At 62.5% G+C, this 17,427-nt stretch carries 18 protein-coding genes; 9 read left to right on the top strand and 9 right to left on the bottom strand.

Going from position 1 to position 17,427, the window contains the following annotated elements; all coding sequences use genetic code 11:
• Positions 1 to 11: 11 nt before the first annotated feature.
• Entirely contained in the window at positions 12 to 1,649 is a 1,638-nt protein-coding gene (locus P3G66_RS16435) for an AMP-binding protein (protein WP_276116863.1), read from the top strand.
• A 7-nt stretch (positions 1,650 to 1,656) separates the two neighbouring features.
• On the opposite strand, the gene P3G66_RS16430 is transcribed toward P3G66_RS16435, so the two are convergent.
• The 3 genes from P3G66_RS16430 to P3G66_RS16420 form a co-directional block, all read right to left on the bottom strand.
• Entirely contained in the window at positions 1,657 to 2,019 is a 363-nt protein-coding gene (locus tag P3G66_RS16430) for a hypothetical protein (protein ID WP_225320185.1), read from the bottom strand.
• Positions 2,020 to 2,107: 88 nt separating this feature from the next.
• Complete coding sequence (locus P3G66_RS16425) at positions 2,108 to 2,545, bottom strand: hypothetical protein (RefSeq protein WP_058038435.1); 438 nt, start codon at positions 2,543 to 2,545, stop codon at positions 2,108 to 2,110.
• Positions 2,542 to 3,267 carry a TetR/AcrR family transcriptional regulator gene (locus P3G66_RS16420; protein ID WP_058038434.1) on the bottom strand — a complete coding sequence of 242 codons (726 nt, stop codon included), beginning with the start codon at positions 3,265 to 3,267 and terminating at the stop codon, positions 2,542 to 2,544. The genes P3G66_RS16425 and P3G66_RS16420 overlap by 4 nt, the downstream gene beginning before the upstream one ends.
• A gap of 100 nt (positions 3,268 to 3,367) precedes the next feature.
• On the opposite strand from P3G66_RS16420, the gene P3G66_RS16415 reads away from it, so the two are divergent.
• Positions 3,368 to 3,745, top strand: coding sequence for a VOC family protein (locus tag P3G66_RS16415; RefSeq protein WP_003943112.1), 378 nt, complete (start codon positions 3,368 to 3,370; stop codon positions 3,743 to 3,745).
• Here P3G66_RS16415 and P3G66_RS16410 read toward each other — a convergent pair.
• Entirely contained in the window at positions 3,733 to 5,349 is a 1,617-nt protein-coding gene (locus tag P3G66_RS16410; protein ID WP_276116862.1) for a helix-turn-helix domain-containing protein, read from the bottom strand. The two genes, P3G66_RS16415 and P3G66_RS16410, sit on opposite strands and share 13 nt — an antisense overlap.
• A gap of 105 nt (positions 5,350 to 5,454) precedes the next feature.
• Between P3G66_RS16410 and fepB the strand changes: the two genes are divergently transcribed.
• From fepB to P3G66_RS16385, 5 genes are read left to right on the top strand one after another with little or no spacing between them, the layout of a single operon-like run.
• On the top strand, positions 5,455 to 6,468 hold the full coding sequence (gene fepB, locus P3G66_RS16405; RefSeq protein ID WP_276116861.1) for a Fe2+-enterobactin ABC transporter substrate-binding protein: 1,014 nt from the start codon (positions 5,455 to 5,457) through the stop codon (positions 6,466 to 6,468).
• Positions 6,469 to 6,472: 4 nt separating this feature from the next.
• A complete protein-coding gene (locus P3G66_RS16400) occupies positions 6,473 to 7,519 on the top strand; it encodes an iron chelate uptake ABC transporter family permease subunit (protein WP_276116860.1) in 1,047 nt (348 codons plus the stop codon).
• Entirely contained in the window at positions 7,516 to 8,571 is a 1,056-nt protein-coding gene (locus P3G66_RS16395; RefSeq protein ID WP_276116859.1) for an iron chelate uptake ABC transporter family permease subunit, read from the top strand. The genes P3G66_RS16400 and P3G66_RS16395 overlap by 4 nt, the downstream gene beginning before the upstream one ends.
• Before the next feature lie 25 nt (positions 8,572 to 8,596).
• The gene (locus tag P3G66_RS16390) at positions 8,597 to 9,421 is read left to right on the top strand and encodes an ABC transporter ATP-binding protein (RefSeq protein WP_003943123.1); all 825 of its coding nucleotides are present in this window, start codon (positions 8,597 to 8,599) and stop codon (positions 9,419 to 9,421) included.
• 21 nt (positions 9,422 to 9,442) lie between these two features.
• Positions 9,443 to 10,285: a siderophore-interacting protein gene (locus P3G66_RS16385; protein ID WP_276116858.1), complete on the top strand. Its 843-nt coding sequence runs from the start codon at positions 9,443 to 9,445 to the stop codon at positions 10,283 to 10,285.
• Between the two features lie 5 nt (positions 10,286 to 10,290).
• Here P3G66_RS16385 and P3G66_RS16380 read toward each other — a convergent pair whose 3' ends face one another.
• The 3 genes from P3G66_RS16380 to P3G66_RS16370 are packed head-to-tail and all read right to left on the bottom strand — an operon-like array spanning position 10,291 to position 13,546.
• Complete coding sequence (locus P3G66_RS16380; protein WP_276116857.1) at positions 10,291 to 11,484, bottom strand: winged helix DNA-binding domain-containing protein; 1,194 nt, start codon at positions 11,482 to 11,484, stop codon at positions 10,291 to 10,293.
• A complete protein-coding gene (locus P3G66_RS16375) occupies positions 11,484 to 12,125 on the bottom strand; it encodes a histidine phosphatase family protein (protein WP_276116856.1) in 642 nt (213 codons plus the stop codon). The genes P3G66_RS16380 and P3G66_RS16375 overlap by 1 nt, the downstream gene beginning before the upstream one ends.
• A gap of 14 nt (positions 12,126 to 12,139) precedes the next feature.
• Positions 12,140 to 13,546 (bottom strand): FAD-binding oxidoreductase, encoded by a 1,407-nt coding sequence (locus P3G66_RS16370; protein ID WP_276116855.1) that lies wholly within the window; start codon positions 13,544 to 13,546, stop codon positions 12,140 to 12,142.
• Between the two features lie 140 nt (positions 13,547 to 13,686).
• On the opposite strand from P3G66_RS16370, the gene P3G66_RS16365 reads away from it, so the two are divergent.
• Positions 13,687 to 14,586 (top strand): LysR family transcriptional regulator, encoded by a 900-nt coding sequence (locus P3G66_RS16365; protein WP_276116854.1) that lies wholly within the window; start codon positions 13,687 to 13,689, stop codon positions 14,584 to 14,586.
• Positions 14,587 to 14,608: 22 nt separating this feature from the next.
• On the opposite strand, the gene P3G66_RS16360 is transcribed toward P3G66_RS16365, so the two are convergent.
• Positions 14,609 to 15,688 (bottom strand): helix-turn-helix domain-containing protein, encoded by a 1,080-nt coding sequence (locus P3G66_RS16360; protein WP_276116853.1) that lies wholly within the window; start codon positions 15,686 to 15,688, stop codon positions 14,609 to 14,611.
• A gap of 9 nt (positions 15,689 to 15,697) precedes the next feature.
• The gene (locus tag P3G66_RS16355) at positions 15,698 to 16,669 is read right to left on the bottom strand and encodes an alpha/beta hydrolase (protein WP_003942833.1); all 972 of its coding nucleotides are present in this window, start codon (positions 16,667 to 16,669) and stop codon (positions 15,698 to 15,700) included.
• 93 nt (positions 16,670 to 16,762) lie between these two features.
• Here P3G66_RS16355 and P3G66_RS16350 point away from each other — a divergent pair, with 93 nt between their 5' ends.
• Positions 16,763 to 17,356 (top strand): hypothetical protein, encoded by a 594-nt coding sequence (locus tag P3G66_RS16350; protein ID WP_276116852.1) that lies wholly within the window; start codon positions 16,763 to 16,765, stop codon positions 17,354 to 17,356.
• Positions 17,357 to 17,427 lie beyond the last annotated feature (71 nt).

Here is a 17,427-nt window from a genome sequence, read left to right as displayed (position 1 = left end):
TTCGGCGGCATATGTCATGGTGGCAGGACCTCGAAGCAGAACACTTCGAATGGGCTGTGCCAGAGCACTTCAACATTGCGCACGCATGTGTCGATGTACAGAATCCCGATGATCTGGCCCTCGTCGTAGACACCGGTGGGCACTGGGCGCGGTACACATTCGGTGAAGTCGCCACGATGAGCCGAAAGTTCGCGACCGTGCTCGCGGATCTCGGCCTGGTCTCAGGCGATCGCGTCGGTGTGATGGTCCCACAGGGAATCGAGGTTCTGGCGACACATCTGGGCGCCTTCCGATCCGGAATGGTCACCGTTCCACTTTCGGTCAAGTTCGGATCGGATGCGTTAGTACATCGGATGCGTGACTCCGGCGCGAAAGTTCTTGTGGTCGACAAGGACTGCTATGAAAGAGTTGCCGACGGAATCGGTGAGATACCGGGTCTCGAAGCCGTAATCGTGGTCGGAAGGCTCGATCGGCTCTCCGATTCGACGCCCGTGCAAATCCTCGATTTCCACAGCCTCGTCGACGATGCCACAGAAAGTAGTGAACTGGTAGCCACGGGCCCCGATTCACATGCCATCATCATCTACACCTCAGGGACGACCGGGAATCCGAAAGGCGCGCTCCACGGGCACCGAATTCTCCTGGCGCACATGCCCGGTATGCGGACGGCGTTCGACAATGCTCCGCAGCAGGGAGACGTCTTCTGGACGCCGGCAGACTGGGCCTGGATCGGTGGTTTGTTCGACGTACTGTTCCCCGCACTTGCGTTGGGGTGCCCCGTAATTGCGACGCCCGACAAATTCACGCCTTCGCGTGCGGTCGAGATTCTGAGCCGTCACAAGGTGACGGGCGCCTTCATTCCGCCCACTGCCCTCAAGCAGATGCGAAGCATCGGCGTCGACAAGACTGCTGCGCGTGGTATTCAGCTGCGGGCATTGGGAACCGGTGGTGAGGCACTCGGTGACGCGCTGCAGGCCTGGGTTGCGAGCACTCTCGGCGTAGCTGTCAACGAGTTCTACGGGCAGACGGAAATGAATCTGACCATCGGCACGTCGCGGTCGAAGTGGAGTCCCGCCAGCGGCTCGATGGGTCGCGCCTTCGCCGGCTTCGAAGTCACCCTCCTCGATCCACTAGGCGAGCCGGTCGAGATTGGTGAGGTTGGCGAGATCTGTGTGAAGGCAGGCAATCCCGGACAGTTCCTCGGATATTGGAACCAGCCGTCGAAGACCGATGAAAAGGTGTACGACGGTTGGATTCACACCGGTGATCTGGGTCGGACTGATGACGCCGGGAACTTCTGGTACCAGGGACGCGCCGACGACGTCATTTCGTCCGCGGGGTACCGAATCGGCCCCGGAGAGATCGAAGAGTGCCTGCTCTCGCACGACGAGGTAGCCATGGCAGGTGTCATCGGTGTTCCGGATCCGTTGCGCGGCGAAGCGGTTCACGCTTTTGTCGTACTGTCCGAGGGGTCGAACTCCTCGGAGGAGCTCCGTCAGGAGTTGCAGACCCACGTGAAAAGTCGCCTTGCTTTCTACCAGTACCCGAGGGAGATCACGTTCATCGACAGCTTGCCGCTCACCACTACCGGCAAGATTCTCCGACGTGAACTCCGAGCGCTGGCCACCTCCGCGAACGGACTCGGCTAGCAGAGGGCTACATGTTGGGTAGGACCACCACGAAGAACCAGCCGCTCAGTGCCAGACCGATGAATCCGGTGAAGAGGCCGACTATTGCATCCCATGGCAGCTGGCGGGCATTCGAGAGCAGATGCCCGCCAGACTTCTTCGGGTGACGTCGGAGCGCGAAGATTCCTGTTGTGATCGCGCCGACGCCCAGCAGGATGCCGAAGCCGAAAGCCCAGAACAGGAGTACCGACAGCGCGCCGAGCATCTCAGACCGCTCACTCCAGCGTGCGATGCGCTGTGTTTCGGTGGGCGGAGGCCACTTGTGTGAAGGCGACAGAGCTGCTCCGAAACGGCGGGTGTGGTGACGAATTGACTGGTCGCTGAGAAACATTGTCCACCACGCCTGGAGTTGAGTCGATGTGCCGCTGGTATGTACTCGTCTACCCCGTCTTCGCGGATATATGCCGCTGATTTCGAGGCTAGGTGGATGCCGCTTCTTCCCAGGAGTTTCCGTTCCACACGATGGAGATGGGGTATTCGTTGTTGACCCCGTTTTCCCAGTAGTCGATGACGCCGTGGCGCTCCGATTCGAGTTCGATCCAGCCGATGCTGAATCCCCCTCGAAGTACGCGTTGAGCCCGGCGGTCGATCTTGTCCAGTGAACGGCAGAGTCCTCGCACGCGGGAGTCGATCCAGCCCGCAGAGGCATCAAGAACGGTGATCTCGACGATGCTCGCGTCGCTCAGCGGAATCTCGATGAGAAGCTCGCCGGAATCTCGTACCTCTCGGGTCGATCGATTCTCGTAGGCGTGCAACAGCTCTCGCGGTTCGAACACCGAAGGGTCGCCGTCGGACCGTCGAGACCAACCGAAACGCTGCACGGGCACATTGTCTCCCACGAATTGCAGGAATGTCATTCGATGTGAATGAGGCCGTCCAGGGCGTCCAGTACCCGGTCCAGCCCGAACTCCCAGGCCGCCTCGGGGCTGTACGGGGAGTTCTTGGCCTCGCCGGCCGCCCCTCCGACTCGCTGCGCCAGCGGGAAGTCGTCGCCGAGATAAGCAGCCAGACGCTGGTTCCAGGACGACCACACCTCGGCCATGTCGGTTGCTCGGGGGTCAGGGCGCCGCGCTTGCGCCGAGGATCGGGCGAAGTCGGCGACAAATGTCAGGGCGGAGTCCCGGTCGATGTCGCTCAGTCCCGTGCCGTCGAAGGCGTGAAGTTCGTGGTCGTACTTCGCGATAGTTCCCGGACCCAACGCGGAGCGCTGATCGGAGATGTCCAGGAGCCACCAATGCTCCGTATAGAGGGCAAGTTCTTCCTCGGCGACCCGACGCACACGTTGGCGCCAGGTCATGTTCCCGTACGGCAGGAGCGGGCTGCGTCCGTGTACGGCGTCGACCATGAGCACCAGCAGATCGTCGCGGGATCCGACGTGGGTGTACACCGCCATGCCCGAGATTCCGAGTTCGGCGGCCAATCGGCGGACCGTCACGGCGTCGAGGCCGTCGGTATTCGCGACGGAGATCGCGACGTCGACCGCCTGTGAGGTGGTGACCTTCGCTCGCGGGCCGCGGGTGCCACCCTTCGGTGCGAGGGGGTGATCGCGCCAGAGCAGGTCGATCAGTTCGCGTGCCATCAGTCGTCTCCAGAAATCGGGAATACCTCAACGGTGGTATACCTTATACGGTGCATACTGTATGCACTGCATAAGGTTTATCGATCATGGGAGGCCCACGATGAAAATCACCAGCACTGCTCTGTCCTTGAACGTCGCCGACACCGACGCATCGGCAGACTTCGCGAAAACCCATTTCGGTTTCACCGAGGCCATGGCCGATGACGGCTTCGTTTCCCTGAATCATCCGGATGCCGGGGTGAACGTGGTCTTCCTGCGCACCGGGCTCGGGACGTTCAAGCCCGACTTCGTCGCAGGTCCGGCCGGTCAAGGCTTGCTCATTGCATTCGTGGTCGACGATGTCGACGCCGAGTTCGCCCGCATCGCTGCTGAAGGTGCCTCCGTCGTCACCGAACCTGAGACGGAACCGTGGGGTGAGCGTTACTGCCAGTTCGTCGACCCCAACGGAATCGTGTGGCAACTCGTTCAGTGGGTGTGAAGGACCCGAGCGCTCGGCTCCGCGGCGCGCGGCACAGAACGTAGCCAGAGGGCGCGTTCGACGGACTGGGCTTGGAAGCGCTGCGGTGAGATCCCGTGCGCAGTGCGAAACGCTCGGCTGAATGCGGGCAGGTGCGCGTAACCCAGGTTCCTCGACACCGTGCCGGGTGCAACCCCGAGTTGGAGTTGGGTGCGTGCCTGGGTCATCCGTGAAAGCGATCGCCACTGCGGATACGTGGTGCCGGTTTCGATACGGAACTCCCGGCGCAGCCTGGCCGCGTCGGTACCGAACTCTTGCGCCCACTCGTCCAGAGTGCGAGGGTCGGCCGGCCGGGCGGAGATTGTCGCTGCCAGTCGTGTGGCAATCGAATCGGCGGCAGACCCGTTCGAAACCGATTGTGCGAGAGGGCCGGTGGCGATGATGTCGAATGCTGTGGCGCTGTCGTGGCCACGCGGGCGCAAGGGCGTGTAGGCGGCGACGAAAGTGTGCAGCAATGCCAATTCGTCATCGGGGGAGAACTGCACGGTCTCGAGGGCGTCGGCAGATACGGTCGACCCGTTCGAGGAGCGGAAGCCGAGCGGTAGCAGCAGTGAACCCGTCGGAACCGTGACGGTATTGAGGACGCCTGCGGGCAGAATCATGGCCTCTCCGGTGCGCAGTTCCCAGCTGCGGTCCGCGACGTCCACCCGGGCTTGGCCTCGGTAGACCCACACGGCGACGTGGGCGCCGTTGACGCGCGGCCACGTCGCATTGGCCGGTATCGGCGGCGCTGTTTCCCCGGGCTGCCTGGGCTCTGCGAGCATGCGGACCAATGCTTGATCGTTGTCGGTGTCCACGCTGCGATCGGTTGGACCGGAGAGGGCCCGGCGGCGATAGTCACTCGGGCTCTCTCCCATCTGGGCCCGGAACGCACGCGTGAATCCGCTGCCCGTTTCGAAGCCGACTTCGTTTGCAATCCAACCGATCTCGCGGTCCTGCTTCAGGTACTCCAACGACGCGGCGATCCGAGCTCGAAGCCGCCAGCGCGTGAAGGTGAGGCCGGTTTCTTCCACGAAGTACCGCTGGAGCGTTCGAATGCTGATCCCGGCACGCTGCGCGAATTGTGCCTCGGTGTCGTCGGTGCCAGGTGTTCGCAACAGGGCGTGCGCGATCTCGAACGCTTCCCGTGATTGCGGCAATTGCGGCAGCGAGGTGGCCCCGTCGTCGGCCCGGGTAATCATTTCGAACAAGGACGACGGGTGTGCAGCGTCGCCGCGCAGATAGCCCAGGTTGTGAACGAACTCGTGGATCAGTCTGTCTTCCCATCCGGGCGGAACGCGCAGACGCGTCACGGTAACCGGCCCGGCGCTGACGCCGTTCGAGGGTGGAAGCAGGATGGGGAACGCGACGGAATCCGAGTCCGTCTCCATCGAATATCGCACGCCCGCCGGGATCCACAACAACTCGCCTGCCGGCACCTCGTAGACGGTCGATCCGGTCCTGACGCGTCCACTGCCTGCGAGAACCCAGAACAACAGGGGTGAGCGGCCGATGCTTGGCTCGGTGCGGCAGGCGCGGATCGGCCCCAAGTTGATTGCGTCCGACCTTCCCGAAAGTGGTAACACGTTGGCGCTCCTGGACAACCCTTGCGACTTAAGTATGGCTAACTTTACCTCTGCCGACTGCGTTCGCAGCGGCGCACTCTCGTATCTTCAGAAAGCCACATACTCATGCGCAGATCTCTACGCCCGACGGCGGCAGTACTCGCCGCGGTCGTCGCCCTCGCTCTTGCAGGCTGCTCGAATTCGTCAGGTAGTGACACCGGAACCGAGGGCACCCAGAAAACCTCCGGGGCCACCGAGGGATGGCCGCGCACCGTCGATCACGGCGGCCGCAGTACCGAGATCACTGCAAAGCCGACTCGGATCGTGTCCACCTCGCCGTCGTTGACCGGCACGCTGCTTGCGATCGGAGCGCCGGTGGTCGCGAGTGCGGCGACAACGCCGTCGGGAATGACCGATGACCGGGGGTTTTTCTCCCAGTGGTCGGGCGTGGCGGCTGATCGTGGCGTCGAGGTGCTCTACCGAAATCTCGAGCTGGACCTCGACGCGATCGAGACCTTCGAGCCCGATCTGATCATCGGCTCCGCCAACGGCGGCGACTCGACGCTCGATGCCTACTCGCAGCTGAGCGACATCGCACCCACTGTTCTTCTCGACTACGGCGCCAGCTCCTGGGAGGAGCTCGCTGATCAGCTCGGGACTGTCACCGGACTCGAGAGCGAGGCCGCCAAAACCGTCGACGAATACGACAGCTGGGTCACCACCCAAGCCGCGAAGATCAAACTTCCCGAGCAGCCGGTGACGGCACTGGTCTACATGGGTGCCGACGGTGTCTGGACGTTCCGAGCCGACAGCCCGCAGGGCAATCTGCTGGCCTCGCTCGGCTTCACCTATGCCGAGCCCGCTGAGCAGTTTGTCGCTCCGGACAAGCGGGGTGCCTCCGGCGTCGCGATCGTCAGCTCCGAAAACATGTCTGCCGCACTAGACGGGGTGCAGACGCTGTTTGCCGTCTCGATGGGGCCCAAGGACGTGGAGAAGCAACTCGCGGCCGACCCGCTTCTTGCGAATCAACCTGCGGTCAAGGGTGATCGGGTCTACGCGATGGGAACGGCAGCTTTCCGTCTCGACTACTTCAGTGCAAAGCAGACGGTCGAGTCACTGGTGTCCACGTTCGGTGGATGACCGCGTGGGCGTTTCTGCGCAGTCCCGGACCGAAGCGCCACTGCGGTCCGGGACGGCCGCGCGTGCGGGGTTGTTGGTCCTCGTCTCCATCGTTGTAATCGTGCTGGCATCCGTCGGCGGACTCGTCATCGGCTCACGCAACATCCCCGTCTCCACTGTCCTCGATGCAGTTCTTTCCTACGACGCCGGTAACAACGAGCACCTGATTGTGATCGAATCACGTTTGCCTCGAACAATTCTCGGGCTTGTGGTCGGGGCCGCGCTCGGACTGGCCGGCGCGCTGATGCAGTCGATCACCCGCAACCCTCTGGCCGATCCGGGACTACTCGGTGTGAACGCCGGAGCATCAGCAGCAGTCGTGATTGCGATTGCCTATCTGGGGGTGACTTCGGTCGGCGGCTATCTGTGGTTCGCGCTTGCCGGCGCGGCCGTTGCCTCGGTAGGTGTGTACATGTTGGGGTCGGCGCATCGCAGCGCCGCGACCCCAGCGCGCATGGCGCTTGCCGGTGCCGCTGTTGCGACGGCGATCACGGCTCTCACCAGCATGGTTCTCATCAGTAACGAGGCCGCATTCAATCAGTTCCGATTTTGGGCAGTGGGTTCGTTGCAAGGCCGCGGCGGCGACGTGATCGTCGCTGTTCTGCCCTTCGTCATCGTCGGTATCGTGTTGTCGTTGTTGCTGATTCGTCCACTCAACGCAATCGCGCTCGGCGAGGATGTCGCCAAAGGGCTCGGTGCCAGCACCGGACCCGCACGGGTCGGATCCGCTGTCGCAGTCATCCTGCTGGCAGGGGCCGCCACTGCGGCGGCTGGACCGCTCGGATTCGTGGGCCTGGCTGCGCCGCACATCGTGCGCGGTGTCGTCGGGCCGGATCTGCGATTTCTTCTGCCGTGCGTGCTCGTTGTCGCCCCGGCATTTCTGCTCTTGGCCGACGTTCTCGGTCGCGTTGCCACCGCGCCGGGAGATCTGCAGACGGGGATCGCCGTGGCGGTGCTCGGTGGCCCCTTGTTTGTTGCGCTCGTTCGCTCGCGGCGGGTGGCGTCGCTGTGAACGCGATTGCAGCGCAGCCGGTTCCACCGCTGTTCCGCGGTTGGGTGGTTCGAATCGGGTCGTACTCGTGGCGGATAGTTCCGCGAGTGCTGTTCGTAACCGTGACAATCAGTGCGGCATTGGCGGCGCTCTCGTTTGCCACGCTGATGTATGGAACCCTGGATCTGTCCTTGGGCGAAGTATGGCGTGCCCTGCACGGCGAAGGCGCCCCAGCGGCGGTTCGGTCCGTCCAGAATCGCAGGCTGCCGCGGCTGATCACGGCGATCGGCGTGGGCGGAAGCCTCGGTGTGGCCGGCGCGGTTTTCCAGACGCTTTCGCGCAATGTTCTCGGCTCGCCGGACATCATCGGTTTCACCACCGGCGCTGCGACTGCAGCCGTGGTTCAAATCGTGTTCTTCGGAGGCGGGGTACTGCAGACCGCGGGCGCGGCTGTTCTCGGCGGCATGCTGACGGCGCTGCTGGTGTACGCGCTGGCGCGCAAAGACGGAGTCAGCGGCGGTCTTCGACTTGTCCTGGTCGGTATCGGCGTGGGCGCGATGCTGAGCGCCGTGATGTCGTTCCTGGTGGTGCGTGCGGATATCGACGACGCCACCGTTGTGCAGCAGTGGACGGCCGGCTCGCTGACCGGGCGCGGTTGGCCACACGCGGTCAGTGTTGCCATCGCCGTCGGTGTTCTCGTTCCTGCTCTCGTCGTGGTGTCCCGGCGCGTCACCATGATGGAGATGGGCGACGACGCAGCGTCCTCGCTCGGGATCTCCGTGGAGCGATACCGATTTGCCGGCATTCTGCTTGCGGTCGCGCTCACCGGAGCGGCGACCGCGGCCACCGGCCCCATCGCATTTGTGGCGCTCGCCGCTTCCCAGATCGCACGACGGTTGGCACGGCGCAGCGGTGTTCTTGTCGCGACTTCCTTCCTGCTCGGCGCAGTTCTGCTGGCGGGTGCCGACTTGATCGCGCAAGCGGTCGAGGTCGGTCTCCGCACTCCGGTCGGTCTCGTCACCAGTCTGCTCGGTGGTGCCTATCTGATCTGGCTGCTCGCTCGTCAGGCCTGAAAAAAACTCGCTACGAAAGAGATTCATGACTACTGCCACCCCAACATCGCGGCTGCGCGCCGAGAAGATCGAACTACGGTACGCCGATCGAACCATCGTGGACGAGTTGAGTCTCGAGATCCCCGATGGAGGGTTCACCGTCGTCGTCGGACCGAACGGGTGTGGCAAGTCGACATTGTTGCGTGCGCTCGGCAGAATGCTCACACCTCGATCGGGTCGTGTTGTGCTCGACGGTAACGATATTCGGTCCTATCGAACCAAAGAAGTCGCCCGGCGAATCGCCCTGTTGCCACAGTCCCCGCTCTCCCCTGGAGCGATCAGTGTCGCAGACCTCGTATCCCGCGGCCGATATCCGTATCAGAGCATGCTGCGCCAATGGTCACCCGAAGACGAGCATGTTGTCTCCGAGGCCCTGAATGAAGTCGGAATGCGATATGCAGCAGACCAATTGGTGGACGAGCTGAGTGGGGGACAACGTCAGCGGGTATGGATCGCCATGACGCTCGCGCAGCGCACCCCGGTGTTGTTGCTCGACGAACCGACCACCTTTCTCGACATCGCCCACCAGATCGAGGTTCTCGACCTCTGTTCCCAACTGCACCAGTCCGGTCGAACGTTGGTCGCGGTCCTGCACGACCTGAACCTCGCGGCCAGATATGCCACGCACGTAGTTGCCATGCGGTCCGGAAAAATTGTCATGCAGGGCAGTGCCTCGGACGTCTTCACCCCTGAGCTACTGCGCGAAGTCTTCGACCTCGAGGCTCTGGTTCTCGAAGACCCGGAAACCGGACGGCCACTTGTTGTTCCGCGTGATCGAAGACCTGTCAGTCAGCTACCCGTCCACAACTGAACCACCGATCAGGAGATATCAATGACTACCGCATCTCGACCTGAAGAAACTGAAACGTCTGCGTCGGCAAAGGCGCCACGCGGAGAAGACCACGACCGCGGTCTCAACGACGTGGTTGCCGTCGTCGAACGCGTCGAACGGCCGACCGAGAGCATCTTGCGCATCGCCGGCCAGTTGACTTCGTCGGCGGACGACCCGAATTGGTTGCGGCCCAACGTCGCATTTCGCATCCAGCTCGGTCCGCAGTACGGCGACGTCTCTCGCGTCTACACGGTGCGCACCTGCAACGCACCGAGCGGTTCGATGACCTTCGACGTAGTGCTGCACGGCCACACCAGCCCGATGATGAGGTGGGCCGCCGACCTGCGTGTGGGTGACACGTTCTCACTCACCGGTCCTCGCCCGCACTTCCTCGTTCCCGAGATCGCCGGGCGCCGCGTCGCACTGTTCGCCGACGATACCGCGATACCTGCCCTCTATTCGATTCTCCTTCAGTGGCCCGAGGGACTGACCGGCGTCGGCTGGGTCGCCACCGGTGACGCCGAGGCTTTCGCGGAACTACCCGTGATCCCCGGCCTCGAGCTGCACCATGTCGAAGATCGCCTCGCCGAGTACGCCGTCGAACTCGATAACCCAGGAGACTACGCGGTGTGGGGTGCCGGGGAACGGGACGAGATGCGAGCCATTCGAGCGCATTTCCGCAAGACAGTCGGCCTGGCGAAGGACGATGTAGTTGTCTTCGGGTACTGGAAGCGAGGGGTCAGCACTACCGAGATAGATCAGAACCGACTTCGGAACTACACGAGCATCCTCGAAAACGGCGGCACGCTCGCAGACATCGACGATCTGGCAATCGGTATCTGACGCTATCACCGGGCACTAGTGCCGGCGGGAGGTTCGGGAACGTCGTGCCTCATCGCCTGTGAGACGTACCCCGTGCCGATTCTGACGCCGCCCAGCCACTCGGTGAGGCGCGCCGCCTCGGCATCGAGAGAACGTCGCGCAGACGCTGACACGGTCTCGAGCAATCGAACGTGCACCACACCGGTTTCGTCTTGAATCCAGCATCCTACGACGCGACCGTCGACCCAAGCGGTGGTGCCGGCATTACCTCGGGTGTCGAAGAGTTGGTTGCGGTGCGGGCCGAGGTAGAAGTCACGGTTCTTCCACCCCATGATCGTCGGGTCGAGCACCGGTAGGAGTGCCACCCAAGGACCTGGATCAGGCACCGTGGCGACGTCATCGGGTAGCAACCAGCCGGTGTCGCCTCCGTCGAGTGAGACTGCAACGGCGTCGAGTTCGGCGATGGCGGCCCGGACGACCGTCTTCGTCGAGCCCAGCCACCAGACGATGTCGTCTTCCGTGCCCGGTCCGAAGGTGTAGAGCCAACGGCGGACTATTTCTCGATAGCCGTCTGCAGATTCGAGATCGACGGGGGCGTCGTCGAGCCAGTGTCGAGTGAGAGTCCACAGTGGGCGTGAGACGGGGAAGCGTGCGGTGTTGGTGCCGCGCATGATGTCTGCGGTCGCCCCGAGATGCGTGAGAACCCTGGGTGCCGACCAGATTTCACCTGCCGAGCCCTCGACCTTGACGTCTATCATCGGCACGGCCTGACGAATCTCTACCGCTGAAAGCCCTTCAGGCCTATCGGTGAGCAACTTCAGTACTTCCGTCCGTGCGCGATCGAGCCAGTCGTTGCCGTCGACGGCGAGTCCGGCCTTGACGACATCCTTGGCCATTCGTGCCCGCTCGGTGTTCGCGACGCGGGCGGACGCACTCGACCACGCGGCCGGCAGCAAGTCGCGGGGAAAGGTGAAGAGTGTGCGGCGCATTGCCAATTGCTTCACGAGACTGCGTTGGTCGTACAGGGCGCGGTCGACGTCGGCGGCGTCCACGGACCGAACCCTCGCCCAGCAAGACAGATAGACCGTCGCTGACTCGGTGGCGTGCAGTACCGTCATCGCCCGCGTGGCAGCTTCCGGCGAATCGACGTGGAACATTGGCTCCAGCGCATGACGTACCCCTATGCGAGCACGGCGTTCGTCGTCGGAGACATGGCGCATCAGGTCATCGTGCCACAGTCCAGGTGCGCCGTATCAGCTAGTTGCGCGAGGGTTCGGTTGCGCCAGTAGTCGTCGTGTCGGAGATGTGTGATTGCACCCGGGGTGGTCGCGAAGGTCGCAAATCCTGCGGCTTCGACGGGAATCTGTAGCCAGGCGGAGACGACGAATGTGTGTGCAAAGCCGTGGGTTACGACGATGTGATCGTGATCGAGATCGTCCATCAGTTCGCGCATGCATTCGTGAACCCTTGCTGCGATGTCGCGGCGGGTCTCGGCACCGGCAACGGGGCCATGGTGATCGAGGCGGTTGTTGTCGGGGGCCGGGACCTGCCGCTGGGCCAACCACGAGTTCGGGCGTCCTTCGGCTTCTCCGAAGCTGATTTCGCGCAATCGAGTGTCTGTTGTCGCCGGAGCATCGAGTGTCCGGGTGATGATCGTGGATGTCTCGGTGCATCGTTCGAGGTCGGACGAGGTGATGCGGACCGGGCGCGAAGTTCCTGTGCGTCGTCGTTTCAGTGCTTCGGCGATCAAACCTGCATCGCGCCGACCAGCGGGGGTGAGAACCGAATTGTGCCAACCGCCGACTACGTCCTGCGCTGTGTGTTCGGCATGAGGATGAGTGACGACGTAAAGATCCTGCACGAGACCCCCTTTGCTTACCCGACTTTTTCCGGTAACAGTATTCCAGGGTTGAGGATTCCACGGGGATCCCAGGAGGATTTGATCAACTGCATTGCGGCAATGTCGGTTTCAGTGCGCCCCAGCGATATCCACGGCGACTTCGCGCGGCCTATCCCGTGCTCGGCGCTGATGCTTCCATGGTGGGCGGCGACGAGTCGGAACACCGTATCGGTCAGTTCGTGTGCGACCCTCGGCTCGGCATCCAGAAGGTTCACATGAATGTTTCCGTCGGCGAAGTGCCCGAACAGGATTGGCCGCACGAGGGGGAATCGTTGTGCCAGGCTTTCTCGGAGGTTGTCGATGAACATTCCCATCACGGACAAGGGGACGGAAATGTCGAGCTTGACTACCGGCGTCGTCGACGACGCGCTGATGCTTTCGGTATGGCTTTCCCGCAGAGTCCACAGTTTTCGAGCGGGCCCAGGTTCGACCGTCGCGTCCTCGATGAGGTCGGCAGAGTCGGAGAGTACTTCGAGGAGCGACTCTTCCGTCTCGCGCGGTGATGACACCTCGATGAGTGTGTACATCGGTGAAGGGGTGCCGAACGGGCGACGGGCATCGGTGTGTGCGCAGACGAGGGAGATGCCGTCGTCAGTCATGATCTCGGCGGCTTCGACGGTCAATCCGCTCTGACGCACGCGATTACACAAAAGTAGCGCTTGATCGACGTCGCTCACACCCGCGAGCACGACCTGGGTGTCGGTCGCCGGGGTGACCAGCTTCATCAGGACCTTGGTGATGACTGCGAGCGTTCCCTCACTGCCGGCGAGAAGTCCTGGAATGTCGTATCCGACATTGTCTTTGACGAGTGGAGTCCATCTACTCAGTACCGAACCGTCCGCGAGCACGGCTTCGATACCGAGTGTCTGTGCGCGTGTATTTCCGTATCGGACCATGCGCGTCCCACCGGCGTTGGTTGCGACGATGCCGCCGAGTGTTGCGGATTCCTTTGATGCCAAATCGATTCCGAAGCGGAGACCGTGTGCAGATGCGGCCAGGTCGGCGCGAGCAACGGTCACGCCGGCGCCGGCTGCGATTGTCCGACCGATGGGGTCGACTGCTTCGATCGTCTCCAGACGCCTGGTACTCAGCACCACGGACCCAGCCGAGGCGATCCCACCACCGACCAGTCCGGTGTTGCCGCCTTGCGGTGTGACGGGAACCCCCGCGTCGAAGCATGCTCGAAGAACCGCAGACACTTCGGAAGTGTTGCCGGGGCGGATGACCGCGATCGCGTCGCCGATCCAACGTCCCGTCCAGTCACGTGTGTAGCCCTCGATCAGTTCGGAATCGGTAAGGACATGCGTGTGGCCGACGATCTCCGCGAGGGCGTCGAGAAGCCTCGCGTCTGTTGCAGGTTCAGTGAGTGTTCGGGGGTTCATGTGCAACCTTGTGATCGTTCGGGTGACAATTTTCGGGAGACAGACGGTGGATCAACGTGAACTCGATCCTCCGACCTCAGGTGATGCCGTGTCCAAGACCAAGTAGTGACACCACCATCTGTTTTTCTTATAATCGCCGTATGAACCTGCAGCGTGCCCGTTATCTGATCGCTCTGTCGGATCATGGGAGCTTCACTCGAGCCGCTGCGAACGTCCACGTCGCGCAATCGGCCCTCAGTCAGCAGATCAAGGTTCTCGAGCGCGAACTCGGAGTTCCGCTGGTGGATCGTCGGGGTCCGCAGTTCACCTTCACGGAAGCCGGCAAGGTGGCGGTACGAGAGGCGCGCTTTTTGATCGGGTGTGCGGACCGGGCGGTCGAACGAATTCGGTTGGCCGCGCGCGGTGTGGACGGAGAACTGCGCATCGCGTACACCCGTTCGTGGGCGGGCGGCGCAGTCGCGGATCTGGTCAGCACCTATCGAAGGCTCTACCCGGGCGTCGAAGTTGTCGTTCATCGTGGCACTTCGGCGCAGACTGTCGACCTCGTCCGAACCGGAGCCGTAGACATCGCGGTTGTTCGCCCGCCGCTCGATGAAGACGATCGAGAACTTCCCCTGATCGTCCTCGACACCGAACCTATCCTGGTCGCTGTGCCCGTGGATCATCCGTTCGGAGATCGAGCGACGCTCGAACTCGGAGATCTGGTGGACGTCTCCGTTGTGTTCTGGCCGGAGGCCAACGCCCCGGGGATGTATTTGCATACGCTCGAACAACTTTGGCCAAACGGGGCGCCCAACATCGTTCGATTCGAGGCCGACGACGAGCAGGTGCTGCATGCCGTCTCGGACGGGGTGGGTATTGCGCCGATCCCCCAGGGCAGAGCGCGGATGCTCCGCATCCCGGGTGTCCATTTATGTGAGATCGCCGGTGAGCAACCAACTCTCGACGTGGCAGTGACCTACCGCCCGGATAATCCGAATCCGGCGCTTGCGCCGTTTGTTGCGCTCGCTGAACGCGAAAGATCGTCAACCACTGCGTAGTGCCTGTGATGCGCGGTGGGTCCTATCCACCATCGAGGACCAGCATCATGGCCGTTGCGCGTGCTCGGTTCTCGATGGAATCGACGTGGAATCCGACGTGCTGGGACAGTTTCGCCAATCGGTGCGCGACGCTGCTGTGGTGAAGATGCATGGAATCTGCTGCGGCCCTCAAGGTTCCGGACTGCAGGTATGACCTCAAGGTTTCGAGTAGTTCTGATCCCTGTTTGGTATCGCCGATCTCTTCGGCACGAACCAGATCCGGTATTCGCGAGTGATCGATGTGTGGTCCCGGCGCCAGGAGATTGAGGGCGCCGAGATCGTCGGCGTTCACGATCGGTGTTGTTGCCGACGCCTGTGTACGAGCGAATCGTGCAGTGCTCAGTATTGTGCTCACCTCGGAAGCGGGAGCAGTCAAAGATATTCCGGCGCGTACGGATGACGACAGTGCGGCCACGGACAACTCGGGTGTCGCTGTGAACGAACCCGTCACGAGATTCAGATACTCGCCGTCAGCGTCTATCCCAGTGGCTTTGCCAGGTGTGTAATCTGGCGAAATGGCAAGGTGTGCAGCACCTTCGGCCGTGCCTGAGACTGCCTTGGTTGCCATTACACGGACTTGGGTATGGGGCTCGATACCGAGACCGGCGCAGGAGGTGAGCACCGCAAGTTCATCCATCGGGAACAACAGATTTCGAGTGTGCTCGGCTTCGGTAGGCAGACGTCGGGGTTGCAGAATTATCGCTGCGGTCAGGGCCATCCGGTCGACGAGCATTTCGTCGAGTGGCAAGCTGGCCCCGGGGCGTTCGATCCATACCGTTCCGAGAACCTCGTCGTCGACAGCGATGTTTCTGGTCATGCTCGGTGGGATCTGGGGTTCGGGTGACCATCGGCCGCGCGGATCGCAACGGCGCAAATTCTTCTTGCTTCTACCGCGTTCGACGATCTCGATACCCACGACGCAGTCCGCCAACTGCGCGCTCGCGCGAAGCAAAGATGCGGTGTCGGAGCCGTGCCGCACTAGGGCGTCGAAGTAATCGATGACACGTACCAGGCCTGCCGAGTCTGCATCGAGCTCGGCAAGCCGGTACATCAGTCCTTGCATCTCGCAACGCTACGAGACTGGTGACGGCGAACGCAACCCTCTCCTGAGCGCAGTGAGGGCTTCGGCGGCACCCCTTTCGCTGACCGCTGCGGTCGCGACGAGTGTCGACCCGTGAAAGGTTCCGGGGAAGGAGTGCAATTCGACGCTGACTCCCGCTTGCAGCAGCCGAAGGGCGTATTCGATTCCTTCGTCGCGGAGCGGGTCGAGTTCCATGGTGGACAGGTAGGTCGGCGGCAGACCTGTGAGGTCGGTAGCCCGGGACGGCGCAGCGTAAATGGAGACGTCAGGATGTTCGGGACCGGAATACGACTCGCCGAGATAGTACTTCCACGACAGGATGGCGTTGGGGCGGTGCCACAAGGGGGTGTCGACGAAGTTCGTCATCGAGACCGTCGCCAGACGGTCGTCGAGTGCAGGGATGTCGAGGAATTGGAATGCCACGGGCACAACCCCCTCGTCGCGGGCTTTGAGGACAGTGCCTGCGGCCAGTCCACCGCCTGCGCTCTGCCCTCCCACTGCGATGCGGCTGGGATCGACCCCCAGCTTCTCGGCATGGGCGTGGATGTAGAGGAGCGCGGCATAGCAGTCGTTGACGGGGCCGGGGAAAGGGGTTTCGGGGGCGAGGCGGTACTCCACGTTTGCAACCGCGAATCCGAGTTCCCGCGCTACCTCGACGCAAAATAGATCGCTGGATTCTGCAGTGCCGATTGCGAATCCGCCGCCATGGATCCAGAGCAGAACGGGGACAGGGCCGGCGGTGTTGTCCGGGGTGAAGAAACGAATCGTGACCTCCGGATCGCCGTCCAGTCCAGGAGCGGACAGTTCACGAAGCGTGACTCCGTCGAATGACAGGTCGGCCAACATGGTGCCGACCAGAGCGTCGTAGGTGGCCCGTGCGTTGGGGAGGTCAGCGAAGTCCAATTTCGGGACCATGGTGAGTGCTGCAGCGAGTTCGGGGTCGAGAGTGGGGAATGTTGTCATGCACCCATCATCGAGCCTGGATGTGGCCTACGTCACCAGTGACTTGTAGGAAATTGGAGAGTCTTCCTCCGACACCCGTCGGATCTCCCTAGGATGACGCCGGTGGACAGAGTACATCTCGGGGTGGGTTCGAGCGATTCGAAAAGTGGGGCACGTATTGGTGGCCGACCTCCGCAGGTTTTCGCCGGTCAGCCGATTCTGAAGTCGCACGAGTACCTTCTGACGCTCGAGGCACACACGGCGCCGTGGCTCGGCGTGCGAGAGCTTTCGGTCTTCATCCGTCGAGGTTTCTCCATCGGCGACGACGACCTCGAATACCCGGACATCGGGGTCAGGGCAGTCCTGCACCCGCCGTCGTCACGAAGTGCGGAATCGGCGGGCAGCCATGCGGGCCTTGGCAGCGCGGCGTTGATCAGGATTCCCTCGGACGACGAGGTGATGCCGTTGGTGTTGATCGCTCCGCGACCGGTGCTCATTCAGAACGAACCGTCGTATGCCGAATCCGTGGAGGCGGATGGACACAGCTTCCTGTTCCAGATCAACGAAGAGGGGTGGCCGGTGGTTGCCGAGTCCCACCCCGATTTCGTAGAGGAGTACCTATTCGGTTACGGATCGCTGTATTTCTACGGGAGCACTGACGCGACCGGGCTCGTTCGCGAAGTTGTGCCGGGATTTCTCGACTTCTGACCGGCCCGACGGCCCGTCCGCCGATACCGTGGGCAGCGTATCGCGACCGGCGGTTATGTCCTCGGAAAAAT

Source organism: Rhodococcus sp. C3V (genome assembly GCF_029269915.1).
In the GTDB taxonomy this organism is placed as follows: Bacteria; Actinomycetota; Actinomycetes; order Mycobacteriales; family Mycobacteriaceae; genus Rhodococcus_F; species Rhodococcus_F qingshengii.
The sequence above is the reverse complement of the archived record's forward strand: the minus strand, read 5'-3'. Positions and strand labels throughout refer to the sequence as shown.